The organism is Prauserella halophila (assembly GCF_024171895.1).
GTDB lineage: Bacteria > Actinomycetota > Actinomycetes > Mycobacteriales > Pseudonocardiaceae > Prauserella > Prauserella halophila.
This window is the reverse complement of sequence record NZ_JAMTCQ010000015.1, coordinates 106,142-120,099: the sequence shown is the minus strand read 5'-3', so window position 1 is coordinate 120,099 and position 13,958 is coordinate 106,142. Positions and strand designations below refer to the sequence as shown.

At 72.5% G+C, this 13,958-nt stretch carries 12 protein-coding genes; 11 read left to right on the top strand and 1 reads right to left on the bottom strand.

The annotated features are described in order from the left end of the window. Window positions 1-215 precede the first annotated feature (215 nt). The 6 genes from LY41_RS22375 (at window position 216) to LY41_RS22350 (ending at window position 6,651) form a co-directional block, all read left to right on the top strand. Window positions 216-545, top strand: coding sequence for a hypothetical protein (locus LY41_RS22375; protein ID WP_253866319.1), 330 nt, complete (start codon window positions 216-218; stop codon window positions 543-545). After that, window positions 542-3,019 (top strand): WXG100 family type VII secretion target, encoded by a 2,478-nt coding sequence (locus LY41_RS22370; protein ID WP_253866317.1) that lies wholly within the window; start codon window positions 542-544, stop codon window positions 3,017-3,019. Before LY41_RS22375 ends, LY41_RS22370 begins: the two co-directional genes overlap by 4 nt. A 107-nt stretch (window positions 3,020-3,126) precedes the next feature. Beyond that, window positions 3,127-3,600 (top strand): hypothetical protein, encoded by a 474-nt coding sequence (locus tag LY41_RS22365; RefSeq protein WP_253866315.1) that lies wholly within the window; start codon window positions 3,127-3,129, stop codon window positions 3,598-3,600. Window positions 3,601-3,767: 167 nt separating this feature from the next. Beyond that, entirely contained in the window at window positions 3,768-4,139 is a 372-nt protein-coding gene (locus LY41_RS22360) for an acyl carrier protein (RefSeq protein ID WP_253866313.1), read from the top strand. 44 nt (window positions 4,140-4,183) lie between these two features. Then, window positions 4,184-5,428 carry a beta-ketoacyl-[acyl-carrier-protein] synthase family protein gene (locus LY41_RS22355; protein ID WP_253866311.1) on the top strand — a complete coding sequence of 415 codons (1,245 nt, stop codon included), beginning with the start codon at window positions 4,184-4,186 and terminating at the stop codon, window positions 5,426-5,428. Next, window positions 5,425-6,651, top strand: coding sequence for a beta-ketoacyl synthase N-terminal-like domain-containing protein (locus LY41_RS22350; RefSeq protein WP_253866309.1), 1,227 nt, complete (start codon window positions 5,425-5,427; stop codon window positions 6,649-6,651). The genes LY41_RS22355 and LY41_RS22350 overlap by 4 nt, the downstream gene beginning before the upstream one ends. Window positions 6,652-6,715: 64 nt before the next feature. Here LY41_RS22350 and LY41_RS22345 read toward each other — a convergent pair whose 3' ends face one another. Continuing rightward, window positions 6,716-7,564 carry a dienelactone hydrolase family protein gene (locus LY41_RS22345; RefSeq protein ID WP_253866307.1) on the bottom strand — a complete coding sequence of 283 codons (849 nt, stop codon included), beginning with the start codon at window positions 7,562-7,564 and terminating at the stop codon, window positions 6,716-6,718. A 225-nt stretch (window positions 7,565-7,789) separates the two neighbouring features. Here LY41_RS22345 and glmS point away from each other — a divergent pair, with 225 nt between their 5' ends. The 5 genes from glmS (at window position 7,790) to tsaE (ending at window position 13,820) form a co-directional block, all read left to right on the top strand. Continuing rightward, complete coding sequence (glmS, locus tag LY41_RS22340) at window positions 7,790-9,655, top strand: glutamine--fructose-6-phosphate transaminase (isomerizing) (protein WP_253866305.1); 1,866 nt, start codon at window positions 7,790-7,792, stop codon at window positions 9,653-9,655. Between the two features lie 5 nt (window positions 9,656-9,660). Beyond that, the gene (locus LY41_RS22335) at window positions 9,661-11,133 is read left to right on the top strand and encodes an NAD(P)H-hydrate dehydratase (RefSeq protein WP_253866304.1); all 1,473 of its coding nucleotides are present in this window, start codon (window positions 9,661-9,663) and stop codon (window positions 11,131-11,133) included. A gap of 100 nt (window positions 11,134-11,233) precedes the next feature. Continuing rightward, window positions 11,234-12,364, top strand: a complete 1,131-nt coding sequence (alr, locus tag LY41_RS22330; RefSeq protein WP_253866302.1) for an alanine racemase — start codon at window positions 11,234-11,236, stop codon at window positions 12,362-12,364. Beyond that, window positions 12,361-13,368, top strand: a complete 1,008-nt coding sequence (locus LY41_RS22325; protein WP_372493340.1) for an alpha/beta fold hydrolase — start codon at window positions 12,361-12,363, stop codon at window positions 13,366-13,368. The genes alr and LY41_RS22325 overlap by 4 nt, the downstream gene beginning before the upstream one ends. Next, window positions 13,365-13,820, top strand: a complete 456-nt coding sequence (gene tsaE / locus LY41_RS22320) for a tRNA (adenosine(37)-N6)-threonylcarbamoyltransferase complex ATPase subunit type 1 TsaE (protein WP_372493339.1) — start codon at window positions 13,365-13,367, stop codon at window positions 13,818-13,820. The genes LY41_RS22325 and tsaE overlap by 4 nt, the downstream gene beginning before the upstream one ends. The last annotated feature ends 138 nt before the right edge of the window (window positions 13,821-13,958 follow it).

Genomic DNA, 13,958 nt, shown 5'->3' with positions numbered 1-13,958 from the left:
CCGGCCGCCGCCCACCCCGCAACAGCCCCACCCGCGCAACCCCAGCCGCAGCGTTCCCCGTCGGGCCGGTACGTCCGATTCGCGTTTCTTCGATCACCCCAACCCGGTACATTTCGTGTGCAGATGCGACGGCACCGATCGGGTACTTCTCGCGTCGTATCCCGCAGACGACCACAGACGATGTCAGGACCACGACGATTCCAGGGGGTGCGGACGTGAGCGGGGTCAACGCGCCGCAGGGCTATACGGCCGACCAGGGTTCGATGTCGAACCAAGCCACACGCATCAGCGATGCCGCGGCCAGCGCACAGGAAGACGTCTCCGACGTCGGCACGTCGAACGTCGGCGAGAACGGATTCGGCAAGGCACACGCCGACTTCAGCGGCGACTACACGGCCGGCATCCAGACGATCGGCGAGGCGGCACAGGCCATGTGCAGCTCGCTGACGTCGTTCGCGGGCACGATCGGCGCGGCCGCGCAGCAGTACGGCTCGGCCGAGGATTCCCAGGCCCAGGCGGCCTCACAGGCGGGGAGTGGACTGTGAGCATCTTCGACAGCGAACCGAAGTACACGTGGGACGAGACGAAGGAGATCCTCGACGATCCCCATGTCTCCGCCGACACCAAGCAGGCGGTCCTCGGGCACTACGCGATGGCGGGCGACGGCAACGACTCCGCCGAGTCCTATTACGAGAAGTACAACGTCTCGTCCACTCCGCAGGGCGATCCGTACGGCGGCAGTCCCTACGGCGGTGGTCCCTACGGTGGCGGCGACTGGCGCAGCTACCAGGGCTACGACAGCGACAAGGACCCCTACGACAAGGCGCGCGAAGAGTCGGAGGAAGGCAGCTACCGCGGCGACCAGGTCGAGTCGAAGCTCGACGAGAACAAGGAAGAGCTCGAGCAGGCACAGCCGCCCGGCCCGTCGTCCTCGTCGACGACGACCGGTGTCACCACTTCCGACGAGCTGCTCGAACTGGCCGAGGACGCGCTGGACACGTTCCACAAGTTCCTGCCGATCGACGCGGAGGTCCCGGCCGATTCGCAGCACATCGACGGCCCGCTCGACTACGCCTCGGACATCAAGGAACAGTACTGGCAGCAGGGCGGCATCGACTTCCAGAAGTTCCTCGACGACGCCGAGCAGCTGAAGAAGGCGTTCGGCACGCTGGAGGGGCTGCAGCAGAGCACCCAGGAGGACCTCAACTCGCTGTATCGCGACTGGACCGGCGACGCGGCCAACACGTCGTACCAGCGCTACAACGAGGACATCGAACCGAACTCGACCGACCTGCTTGAGCACCTGTCCGGCGCCTCCCAGGTGATCGAGACCGCCGTCCGCACGGTGTTCGACTCGGTCAAGCAGAAGGCCGAGCAGGTCATGCAGCTGTACACACCGACCGTCGGCCAGGCCACACCGGAGACCGCAAGGAAGGTCATGGCCCTCGCGAAGGGCGACTTCGACAGCCAGGACGAGGTCCTCGAAGTGGCCGCGTGGGTCGACTCGGTGTGCGGTTCCAACCTCGAATCCACGATCCGCGCCGACAACTGCGGTCTCAACGACGAGAACAAGGAACTCGTCCAGACCGAATGCAAGACGTGGATCCGCGAATCGTGGAACGTCGACCTGTACGACAACCTGTACTCGTCGTTCACGTCGCTGTGCGAGTCGACGAAGGAAGCCGTCGACCAGGCCTACGGCACGCTCAACGAGTACCTCGGCGCGTACGAGAACGGCTTCCCCAACCAGCCGGGCGGCACGCAACCGGGTGGTCAGCAGCCCGGCGTCGACGCGGGCGTGGGAACCCCCGGAGGCGGAGCGAGTACGCCGGACGTGCCGACCCCGGGGCCGGGCGTGTCCACCCCGGGCGGCGGCAGCCCCGGTGGCGGTGCGTCGGGCGGAGGCGGCGCCCCGGCCACGCCGACGCCGGAGGTCTCGACCCCCGAGGCGCCGGAGTTCGAGACGCCGGCGTCCGGCACCGGCGGCCCCGGGAGCGGCACCGACGGCGAGATCCCCGACGTGACGACGCCGCAGTCGACCATCGACACCGACGGGGACGGCGAGCCCGACAGTCTGCTCGGCAGGCCGGGAGGCGACCGCGACAAGCTCACCGTCGAGGAGGGCGACAACAAGCTCGAGATCACCGAGCCGGACGCCGACGGCAAGATGGAGATCTCCGTCGACGACGGCGACGGCCCGCTGCAGGACTACCAGCTCGACTTCGGCACCGGGGACGACGCCGGCGACGCCGGTGCCGACACCGGTGATCGCGGCGACTTCGGCCCGACGGGCGCCGGCGACGGGGGCGGCGCGGCAGGCGACAAGGTCTACCGGCCCGACCCGGACGGCAAGATCCGCATCGAGGACGGCGACATGGAGCTCGTCGCCGAACAGCCCGACGGTCCGGACGGCCCGACGCTCGTCACCGTCGACGACGGCAACGGCGAGCCCACCACGTACACGCTCGACGGACTGGACGGCGGCCCCGACAGCGGGCTCTCGTCGCTGCCGAACGGGTTCACCCCACCTTCGTCGAGCTCGAGCGACCTGGGTGACCTCGGTGGCGACTCCGGCGGAGGATCGGGCGGCGGGGCGGCGGGCTCCGGCTCGATCGGCGCCGGTGCCGGTTCCATCGGCGCGGGTGCGGGCTCCCTCGACGGCGGAGGCGGCGGGTTCTCGGCCGAGGGCGGACCGCCGCAGCCGTTGGACGAGGGTTCGTCGACGAGCGCCACGACCGGTGCGCCTCCCGCGAGCGGCGCACCGGCGGCGGCTGCGGCCCCGTCGGGTGGCGAGGCCGGTGGTGCCGGTGGCTCGGGGACCGGCGGCCGCGCCGGCATGGGCGGCGGCATGATGGGTGCGCCCATGGGCGGTGCCGGAGCAGGTGGCCAGGGCGGCGGTGGCGAGGCGCGGACGTCGAGCTACCGCATCGACGGCGGACTGTTCGACGGTTCGGAGTCCCCGCAGGCCATCACGGGCACGATCGGCGACGACCCGCCCGCGGTGCGGTACGACAAGTGAGCGCGCCAGGACCAGTGAGCGCACTGCGACGAACGAGCGCACGACGAACGAGCGCACTGCGACGAGTGATACTCCGGCGGGGGAGGACATGACAGCAGGAGAGGTTCATGGCTGAGGGCAGGGCGGCGGCTGCGATCGCCCGATTCGACCAGATCAACCGGGAACTGGCCGACCGGCGGGCGCTGCGCGAACGCAAGGCGGCCGAGGCGAAACAGCGCGCATCGGAGAACCTGTCACAGCGCGGCGAGGTGGCCGAGCGGTCGGCGAAACACCTCATCGAACTGGCCAAGCGCCAGCGCGCGAACAGCGGTTTCGACACCGGACGTTCGCGCGAGGACGAGGAGCACGTGCTGCACTTCGGCGTCGAGGACGAGACGGCAGGTGCGGATCGGCCCGCGCCCCACGCGGAGCGGCCCACCCAGCCCACGTCGCCCGCGGAGGCGCCGCAGCAGGCCGCACCGCCCGCAGCGGACCCGCCCGCTCCGGCCTCGCCCGCACCGCAGCCTCAGCCCGTGCGCAGGCCCGCGCCCGCCTACGACGAGGACGACGAGGACTTCTCCAACGAGACGTACATGAAATGAGCGCCCCCGACATGAATGCCGAGTACAGCGCAGGAACGGACAGCGCAGGAACGGACAGCGCAGGAACGGACAGCGCCGCAACGGACAGCGCAGGAACGGACAGCGCAGGAACGGACAGCGCCGCAACGGACAGCGCCGCAACGGACAGCGCAGGAACGGACAGCGTCGTGACGGACAGTGCTGCCGAGCCCGGTGTGGGAACGGGCACTGCCGAGCTGGACGCTGCCGTGACGGACGCTGCCGTGACGGACGGCGCCGTGGCAGACGGTGCCGGGGTGAACGGTGCCGTGCCTGCCGTGATCCGGGAACGGGCCGGGGAGATCACGGCGCTGGTGTGCCGCGTGCTGGAGACCGAGCCGGAATCGGTGGGTCTCGAGGACCGGTTCGTGGACGATCTGGGTGCGGACTCGATGAAGCTGATCGAGTTGTTGTCGCATCTGGAGATCGAGTTCGACGTGGAGATCGACGAGGACGAGCTGGAGCGGCTGGTGCATCTGCAGGGCGTGTACGACGTGCTCGGCGACGCACTGGGCGCGTAGCCGTGGCTTCTGCTCGGGTGCAGGCGGGCCGGTGCCGTGTCGTCGTGACGGGCGTCGGCGTCGTGTCCTCCATCGGCACCGGCGCCGACGCCTACGCGCGCGGGCTGCGGGAGGGCCGCAGCGGGGCGCGCCCGATCGAGGCGTTCGACACCACCGGATTCGCGCACGCCACCGGTTGTGAGGTCGTCGGGTTCGACCCGGAGCCGTGGCTGCGGCGCGTGCCCGTCGACGAGGCGGGCCGGGCGACGCAGTTCGCCATCGCCTCGGCCAGGATGGCGCTCGACGACGCCGGGCTCGGCGAGGACGACCTGCGTGACCGGCGTGGTCTCGTGTCCGTCGGCACCACCGACGGCGGTTCCGACGACGGCGAACGTCTCGCCGCCTCGTTCGTCCACGACGGCCCCGCGGCGACCGACCCGGCCGCCGCGCGGCGGGTGCCCGCGAGCCGCCTCGCCACCGGCGTCGCCCGCGACCTGGGGCTCGCCGACGTCGAGGTGTCGACCATCGCCACCGCCTGCGCCGCGGGCAACTACGCGATCGGTGGCGGTGTCGACGCGATCCGCACCGGCGAGGCCGACTACGCCCTCTGCGGCGGCGCCGACGCCCTGTGCCGCATGACGTTCACCGGCTTCTACCGCCTCGGCGCGGTCGACCCCGACCGGTGCAGGCCGTTCGACGTCGACCGCCACGGCATTCACACCGGTGAGGGCGGCGCCGTGCTGCTGCTCGAGACGCTCGACGACGCCGTGGCCCGCGGCGCCAGGATCTACGCCGAGGTGCTCGGCTACGGCCTCAACTGCGACGCCCACCACCAGGTCGCCCCGCACGGCGAGAGCGTCGCCCGGTGCATGGACCTGGCGCTCGCCGATGCGGGCCTCGCACCCGGGGAGGTCGACCTGATCTCCGCCCACGGCACGGGCACCAAGGCCAACGACGTCACCGAGTGCGGCGCGATCCACAGCGTGTTCGGGTCCGCGTCCGGGGAGGGCGGGTCCGCTGCTGGTGAGGGCGGGTCCGTTTCCGGGGACGGGGTTCCGCGCACGGTGTCGGTCAAGTCGATGCTCGGCCACACGATGGGTGCGGCCAGCGCGCTCGCCGCCGTGGCGTGTGCCCTGGGCATCGACCGCGGATTCGTCCCGCCGACGATCAACCACACCGAGACCGACCCGGAGTGTGCGGTCGACTGCGTTCCCAACACCGCCGTGGACGCCGACCTGCGTGTGGTGGCGAACAACGCGCTCGCGTTCGGCGGCAACAACGCCGTGCTCGTACTGGGCAGGCCCGCATGACCGGCGCGGTGATCACGGCGTGGTCGGCGATCTCGGCGTGCGGTGTCGGTGCCGAGGCCCACCGCACCGCCTACGCCGATCCGGCCCGCAGGCCCGACCCGGCCCCGGTGGGCGAGCCCGTGCCCGCCGAGGCCCACGTCGCGGCCGACTTCGACGTCACCGAGGCCCTCGGCCCGAAGGGCACGTCGTCGATGGACCGCTGCAGCGCCCTGGCCGTGGCCACCGCGGCCGACCTCGCCACCGTCGTGGAATGCCCCGAAGGTGCCCTTCGGGGCGCTGACGCCCATGCCGCTCAAGAGGGCGTCGTCGCCGGGGTCGTGCTCGGGACGACGTCGGGGAGCGCGCAGACGCAGTTCGACTTCACGCGCGAATCGCTGACCCGCAAGAAGCCGTACCGCGTCAACCCCGCGCTCATGCCGTTCGCCCTGATGAACAGCGCTGCCGGCCAGACGGCCATCCGGCACGGCCTCACCGGGCCGAACACGACGATTGCCGGTGGCCGCATGTCCGGCCTTTCGACCCTGCGCTACGGCTCGCGGCTGCTCGCCACCGGCCGCGCGGACGCCGTGCTGTGCGGCGCCGTCGAGGAGTACGGCCCCGCCCGTCAGTGGATCGCCGACCAGCGCAGGGCGGATGCGGGCAGCGCGGCCGGCCGTCCGCTGGGCGAGGGCGCTGCGGTGCTGCTCCTCGAACCGGCGGCACCGGACGGCGGGGACCACACCGGCGAGAACCACGACGGCGAGAACCACGACGGCGGGGACCACACCGGCGAGAACCACGACGGCGAGAACCACGACGGCGGGAACCACGACGGCGGGGACCGCACCGGCGGACAGGACACCGGTGGACAGCAGCACCCCGCGCGCACTCCGCTCGCCGAACTGCTGGGCATCGACACCCGGGTCGCCGTCGACGACGATCCGGCGGCAGCGCTCGAGGTCTGCATCCGCCGCACGCTCGAACGCGCCGGCGTCGCCGCGAGCGACGTGCGCACCGTCGCCGTGTCGGCACCACCCGGGGAGCTCGCCGCCGCCGAACGCGATGCCCTCGCCCGCACCATCGGTCACGCCGACGTGCGCGACCCCGGCGAGATCCTCGGAGACACGGGTGCGGCGACCGGCCCGTTCCAGGTCACACTGCTGCTCGACCGGCCCGGCCTCGCGCTGGCGACCGCCGTCGACGAGGACGGCAACCTCGGCTGCGGACTGCTGCGCGTCTACTGAGCCGCGCTCTGCCGTTGGGTTGCGCTGCCGTTGGGTTGTGCTCTGCCGTTGAGCCGCGGCCCGGTCAGCTCGCCTTCGCGAGCGCGGTCCTGCCGGAGCCGGTGGCCGAGTCCGTGTCCGCCTCGTCGAGGTCGACGAGCTTGGCCGCCTTGACGCTCTCCTCGAGCAGCGGCAGGTACGTCGTGGTGCCGGTCAGGTGCGTCAGGAAGAACGCCGTCAGCAGCGCACGCACCGTGCGGTGCGCCGCACGGTTGGGCTTGCCGTGCACGAGCAGCCTGCTCCAGTGCATGCCGTCGGTGACGGCCAGATGCGACGCCTTCGGCATGGTCCGCAACTGCACCGGCCCCGCCCAGGCGCGTGCGATGGCCTCGGCGTTGCCCTGGGCGGGTGCGACGAGGTCGTCCCCGCCCGCCAGGTGCAGCCCGGGACAGCGCACCTGTCCGGCCGCCGTCGACGCCGACGGCATCGTCTGAGCGGCGGCGAACGTGCCGACGGCGCGGACCTTCGGCTCCTTCGCGGCCGCCAGCACCGCCGAGCCACCGCCCACGGAATGCCCGCCGACGCCCACCTTCTCCGGATCGACGCTGATGGCGCCCGGTCCCAGCCGTACGTTCGTGACCATGTCCAGGGTCGACAGCAGGTCGTCGGCCAGCAGCCGGTGCGAGGGCAGCGGCCCACCCTGTGTCGACGGGGCGGCCGCGACGATGCCCCAGCTCGCCAGGTGCCGCAGCAGCTCGCGATACTGACCGGTCGGCTGCAGCCACCCGTGCCCGAACGCGACGGCCGCCAGTCCGCGGCCCTCCTTCGGCGTGTAGACCACGCCCGGCAACCCGACCAGTGCCAGGTCGCCGCGCAGCACATCGTGCGGTCCCGGGAAGGTGAGGTCCTCGAGCAACTGCTTCGCCTTGGCCATGCCGGGCAGATTACGCGACAACCCGTGCCGGCGAGACGGCCGACACAGGTCCGCGATCCGCACTGTCGCGGCCGAGGCGCCGTGGTGTTCATGCCCCGAAGGGCACCTTGGGGGCACTCAACGCCCCGAAGGTGCCCTTCGGGGCACACACCCCGTGGGCCGCCACCACACCCGCTCGCCACGGCCGGAACGGCGCCGCGGCGAGGTGTCGATACGCTGGGGGGCGTGTGTGGAATCGTCGGATACGTCGGGCACCGGGACGCACTGGATGTGGTGCTCGGTGGGCTGCGACGCATGGAGTACCGCGGCTACGACTCGGCGGGCGTCGCCGTCCTGGACGGTGAGGGCGGCCTGACCGTCGAGCGGAAGGCGGGCAGGCTCGCGAACCTGGAGGCCGCGGTCGATGCGACCGGCCGGTCCCGGTTCGAGGGCACGTCCGGGATGGGCCACACGCGCTGGGCCACGCACGGCCCGCCGGTGGACCGCAACTCGCACCCGCACCGCGACGCGGCCGGACGTGTCGCGGTGGTGCACAACGGCATCATCGAGAACTTCGCCGCGCTCCGCGTCGAGCTGGAGGCCGACGGGATCGAGCTCGAAAGCGACACCGACACCGAAACGGCCGCGCACCTCATCGCGCGCGCCTACGAGAAGGACCCGGACACCGCCGGTGACCTGCCGGCCAGCGTCCGCGCGGTGTGCCGCAAGCTCGACGGTGCGTTCACCTTGGTCGTGACGCACGCTGACCATCCGGGCCAGATCGTCGCCGCACGCCGCTCGTCGCCGCTGGTGGTGGGTGTCGGCGACGGGGAGACGTTCGTGGCCTCCGACGTCGCCGCGTTCATCGAGCACACCCGCGAGGCCGTCGAGCTCGGCCAGGACCAGCTCGTGACCATCACCCGCGAGGGCTACGAGGTCAGCGACTTCCACGGCGAACTCGCCCAGGGCAAGCCGTTCACGGTCGACTGGGACCTGTCGGCCGCCGAGAAGGGCGGCCACGAGTACTTCATGCTCAAGGAGATCGAGGAGCAGCCCGAGGCGCTCGCCAACTCGCTGCGCGGGCACTTCTCGGGTGGCCGGGTCGTCCTCGACGAGCAGCGCATCGCCGACCAGGACCTGCGCGACATCGACAAGGTGTTCGTCATCGCCTGCGGGTCGGCGTACCACTCGGGGCTGGTCGCCAAGTACGCGATCGAGCACTGGTGCCGCCTGCCCGTCGAGGTGGAGCTGGCCAGCGAGTTCCGTTACCGCGACCCGGTGCTGGACCGCGACACGCTCGTCGTGGCCGTCTCCCAGTCCGGCGAGACGATGGACACCCTCGAGGCCGTGCGCCACGCCAGGGAGCAGAAGGCCCGGGTGCTGGCGGTCTGCAACACCAACGGTGCACAGATCCCGCGCGAGTCGGACGCCGTGCTGTACACCCACGCGGGCCCGGAGATCGGCGTCGCGTCCACGAAGGCGTTCCTCGCGCAGATCGCCGCCAACTACCTCGTGGGTCTCGCGCTCGCACAGGCCCGCGGGACCAAGTTCCCCGACGAGGTGGGCCGCGAGTTCGCCGAGCTCGAAGCCATGCCGAAGGCGGTCGAACAGGCGCTGGAGAGCGTCGACCAGGTACGTGAACTCGGCGCGCGGCTCGCCGAGTCGAAGGCCGTGCTGTTCCTGGGCAGGCACGTCGGGTATCCGGTGGCGCTCGAAGGCGCGCTCAAGCTCAAGGAACTCGCCTACATGCACGCCGAGGGCTTCGCCGCGGGCGAGCTCAAGCACGGTCCGATCGCGCTGATCGAGCAGGACCTGCCGGTCGTGGTCGTCATGCCGTCGCCGCGGGGCCGCGCGGTGCTGCACGCCAAGCTGGTGTCGAACATCAGCGAGATCCAGGCCCGCGGCGCCCGCACCGTCGTCATCGCCGAGGAGGGCGACGAAACGGTGCGCCCGTTCGCCGACGAGCTCATCGAGGTGCCCGCCGTGTCGACGCTGCTGCAGCCGCTGGTCTCGACCGTGCCGCTGCAGGTGCTGGCCGCCGAGATCGCGCGGACCCGCGGCTTCGACGTCGACAAGCCGCGCAACCTTGCCAAGTCCGTGACGGTGGAGTAGGCGCCGTGCGCGGCGTGTGGCCGGCCGCCGGGGTGCGGGAGGCCGAGGACGAGGTGCTGGCGCGCACGCCCGACGGTGCGCTCATGCACCGCGCCGCCCATGCCGTCGCCGTGCGGGCGGCCGCACTGCTCACCGAGCACGCCTGCGGTGTCGCGGGCCGCCGCGTGCTGCTCGTCGTCGGGGCGGGCAACAACGGCGGCGACGCACTGTGGGCGGGCGCGTTCCTGCGTAAGCGGGGCGTGGGCGTCGGCGCGGTGCTGCTGACTCCGGAGAGGGCGCACGCCGCGGGGCTGTCCGCGTTCCGCCGTTCCGGTGGTCGCGTACTGTCCGAATCGGACCTTCCACAGTGGACCGGCCGGGCCGATCTGGTGGTCGACGGCGTCGTCGGCATCTCCGCGCGCGGCCCACTGCGGCCTGCGGCCGCCGACGTGTTCGAGCGGGTCGCCGCACCCGTACTCGCCGTCGACCTGCCCAGCGGCGTCGATCCCGACACCGGAGCCGTCGACGGCCCTGCGGTACAGGCCGTCGCCACGGTCACGTTCGGCGCCCGCAAACCCGTGCACGTGCTCAATCCCGGCCGGTGCGGCGACGTCACGCTCGTCGACCTCGGCCTGCCGCTGGGCGCCGAGCACGATCGCGCGCCCGACCTGCAGCAGCTCGACGTCGCCGACGTCGCCGCGGCCTGGCCGGTGCCGGCGCCCGCCGACGACAAGTACACCCAGGGCGTGACGGGCATCGCCGCGGGCTCGGCGACCTATCCCGGTGCGGCGGTCCTCGCCACCGGCGCCGCGGTGCGGGCGACGTCCGGCATGGTGCGCTACGCCGGACCGGCCGCCGACGAGGTGCGCGCCTGGTGGCCGGAGGTCGTCGCGACCGGATCGGTGGCCGATGCGGGCCGCGTGCAGGCGTGGTCGGCGGGCCCCGGTCTCGGCACCGGGCGCGATGGCCACGACGTCCTCGCCCACGTCCTCGGGCAGGGCGTGCCCGTGTGCGCCGACGCCGATGCGATCACGCTTCTGGCCACGCGCCCCGAGGTCCTCGACGCGCGCGACCCCGGCACGCCGCTGGTACTCACCCCGCACGACGGCGAGTTCGCCCGACTGACCGGGGCGAGCCCCGGCGCCGACCGCGTGGCCGCCGCCCGTGACGCGGCCCGCCGGTTCGACGCCGTCGTGCTGCTGAAGGGCCACGGCACGCTCGTCGCCGCCCCCGACGGGCGAGTGCTCGTCAACCGGCCGCGCGGTGCCTGGCTCGCGACCGCGGGGTCCGGCGACGTGCTCTCCGGCATCCTCGGCGGGTTGCTCGCCGCGGGACTCGACCCGTGGCTCGCGGCGGGCGCGGCCGCCGACGTCCACGCCCGCGCGGGGGAGATCGCCGCGGCAGGCGCGCCGACGTCGGCATCGCAGGTGCTCATGGCCGTGCCGGAGGCGATCCGGCAGGTGCGCGCGCTGTGCGAGGATGGCCCGCGCGGCACGTGAACCGCGGCGACCCGTCCCGGCCCGCAGCCACGTGCCCGCACCCTCGAACGACCGGCCGCCGCCACCCGGCGACGGCCCTCGACAGCAGCGCAGGAAGCTCATGACCGCACACACCCGGCCGGCGCGGGCGCTGGCGACCGTGGACCTCGGCGCGATCCGCCGTAACGTTGCGCTGCTCTCGTCGCGCGCGGCCGAGTCGGGCGCCGCCGCGATGGCGATCGTCAAGGCCGACGGCTACGGCCACGGCGCCGAACAGGTCGCCCGCGCGGCCCTGCGCGGTGGCGCGACGTGGCTGGGGGCGTGCTCGCTGGCCGAGGCGCTGGCCCTGCGCGAGGCCGGGATCGACGCGCCGCTGCTGAGCTGGCTCGACGCCGTCGACACCGATTTCACACCCGCGTTGGAGGCCGGCATCGACGTGTCGGTGTCGTCGGCGGCCGAACTCGCGCGCGTGGCGGCCGCCGCCGCGCACACGGGCAGGCGGGGGCGCGTGCACCTGAAGATCGACACGGGGCTCTCGCGCAACGGCTGCCCTGCCGAACTGTGGCCCGCGCTGGTGAAGTCCGCCGCCGCGGAACCGGGCATCGACGTGGTCGCGGTGTGGTCGCACCTGGCCGCGGCCGACGAACCCGGCCACCCCTCGATCGACCGGCAGGCCCAGCGGTTCGCCGACGCCTACGCCCTCGCGCGCGAGGCGGGCCTGAACCCGTTGCGGCACCTGGCGAACTCCGCCGCCACGCTCACCCGCCCGGACCTGCACTTCGACCTCGTCCGCCCCGGCATCGCGATCTACGGCCTCAACCCCGTGCCGGAGTCGGCCGACCTCACGCCGGCGATGACGTTCTCCTCGCACGTCGTGCTGACCAAGCGCATCGCGGCGGGGGAGTCGGTGTCGTACGGCCTCACCTGGACCGCCGAGCGGGACACGACGCTCGCCCTCGTGCCCGTCGGCTACGCCGACGGGGTGCCGCGCACACTGTCGGACCGGATGGACGTGTGGCTCGGCGGGCGCAGGCGGCCCGTCGTCGGCCGGGTGTGCATGGACCAGATCGTCGTCGACTGCGGCGACGACGAACCGCAGGCCGGCACCGAGGTCGTGCTGTTCGGCACCGGCTCGGCGGGCGGGCCGACGGCGCGCGAATGGGCGGACACGATCGGGACCATCGACTACGAGATCGTCACCGGCATGTACCGGCCGCGCGTGCTGCGCGAGTACACGGGCGGGGAGCCGTGACGGCCGAGGACGCCGCGACCCGTCTCGGTGTGTTCGACGACGGCAAGGTGTCGCGGGTGGCCGTCGACGACGGCACCCCGCTCACCGTCGAGGAGGTGCCGGCCGCGGGCGGCAACCACGCGCTGACGGTCATCGGCGTGCACGGATTCGGGCTGTCCCGCAGAAGTTGGCACTTCCAGCGGAAGGCGCTGACCGCGCTCGACGATCCGCGCGTGCGGCAGGTCTATTACGACCACCGCGGGCACGGCGAATCCGCGCCCGCGGACGAATCGGCGTGCACCATCGAACAGCTCGCCGCCGATCTGCACTCCGTGATCCGTGCCGTCGCCCCCGACGATGCGATCGTCCTGATGGGACATTCGATGGGCGGCATGGTGCTGATGGAACTCGTCCAGCAGGTTCCGCAGCTGTTCGCCTCCCAGGTTCGCGGCGTCGCGCTGCTGGCCACCGCCGCCGGCGAGGTCGGCAGCCACGGACTGCCGAAATCGTTGCTGTCCCGGAAGAATCCGTTCACCCGCAGCGTCGGCGGACTCGCCGGATGGCAGCCGGGGATCGTCGAATTCGTGCGCGCCGCAGGCGGTCAGCTGACGCGCACCGCGGTGCGGCACCTCGCGTTCGGTAAACACGACGTGCCGTCCGAGGTCGTGTCGTTCATGCAGGAGATGTTGGCGGTGTCGTCGGTGAAGCAGTTGGCGGCCTTCGCCGACACGTTCGGCACCCACGACCGCTACGCCGCGCTGGCAGGGCTGGCGCACGTGCACACGCTCGTCGTCGGCGGGGACGCCGACCGCATCACGCCGCAGGCGCACACCGAGCGCATCGTCGCCGAGATGCCGGACGCGTCGCTGCTGCGGCTGCCCGGTGCCGGCCACATGCTGCACCTGGAACAGCCGGACGAGGTCAACCGGCACGTGATCGAACTGGTGCAGCGGTGCGCCGGTGTCAGGAGTCAGAGGAAGGCGACACGGAAGGCGACACGGAAGGCGAGGTGGTGGCGCCGGTGACCATCGAACTCAGTACCGCGGACGACGCGATCCGGTTCGGACGGTCGTTGGGCCGGCGGCTGCGGGCGGGTGATCTCGTGCTGCTGGCCGGTTCGCTCGGCGCGGGCAAGACGACGATGACGCGCGGAATCGCCGACGGTATGGGCGTGTCCGGCCGCGTCAGCTCGCCGACGTTCGTGCTCGCGCGCGTGCACCCCGCCGGTGACGGCGGCGCCGCGCTCGTGCACGTCGACGCCTATCGCCTCGGCGGCGATCTGTCCGAACTGGACGACCTCGACCTGGACGCGGAACTGGAGTCGTCGGCGGTCGTCGTGGAATGGGGCGAAGGGCTGGCCGAACCGCTGTCGGAGGACCGGCTGGTCGTCCGCATCGACCGCCACCCCGACGACACCCGCACCGTCACCGTCGAACCCCACGGCACCTGGACGACCCGAGTCGACTCCCTCTCCTGACCCGCGTGTCCTGCGCCCACCGTCGCCCGACCGCCACCCCTCATGCGAATGGTGCCGGTGTGGGTCCGTGGGCGGGCACGGTGCAGACGAACAACCGCCGTGTTGCAGTTTCCGGGGGCCGTGTTGCAGTTTCCAGGG

Excerpts from the sequence above, each read along its gene's own strand:
- LY41_RS22350 (WP_253866309.1), top strand. The coding sequence starts at position 5,425 with ATGACCGGCGCGGTGATCACGGCGTGGTCGGCGATCTCGGCGTGCGGT.
- alr (WP_253866302.1), top strand. The coding sequence starts at position 11,234 with ATGACCGCACACACCCGGCCGGCGCGGGCGCTGGCGACCGTGGACCTC.
- LY41_RS22365 (WP_253866315.1), top strand. The coding sequence starts at position 3,127 with ATGGCTGAGGGCAGGGCGGCGGCTGCGATCGCCCGATTCGACCAGATC.
- LY41_RS22345 (WP_253866307.1), bottom strand. The coding sequence starts at position 7,564 with ATGGCCAAGGCGAAGCAGTTGCTCGAGGACCTCACCTTCCCGGGACCG.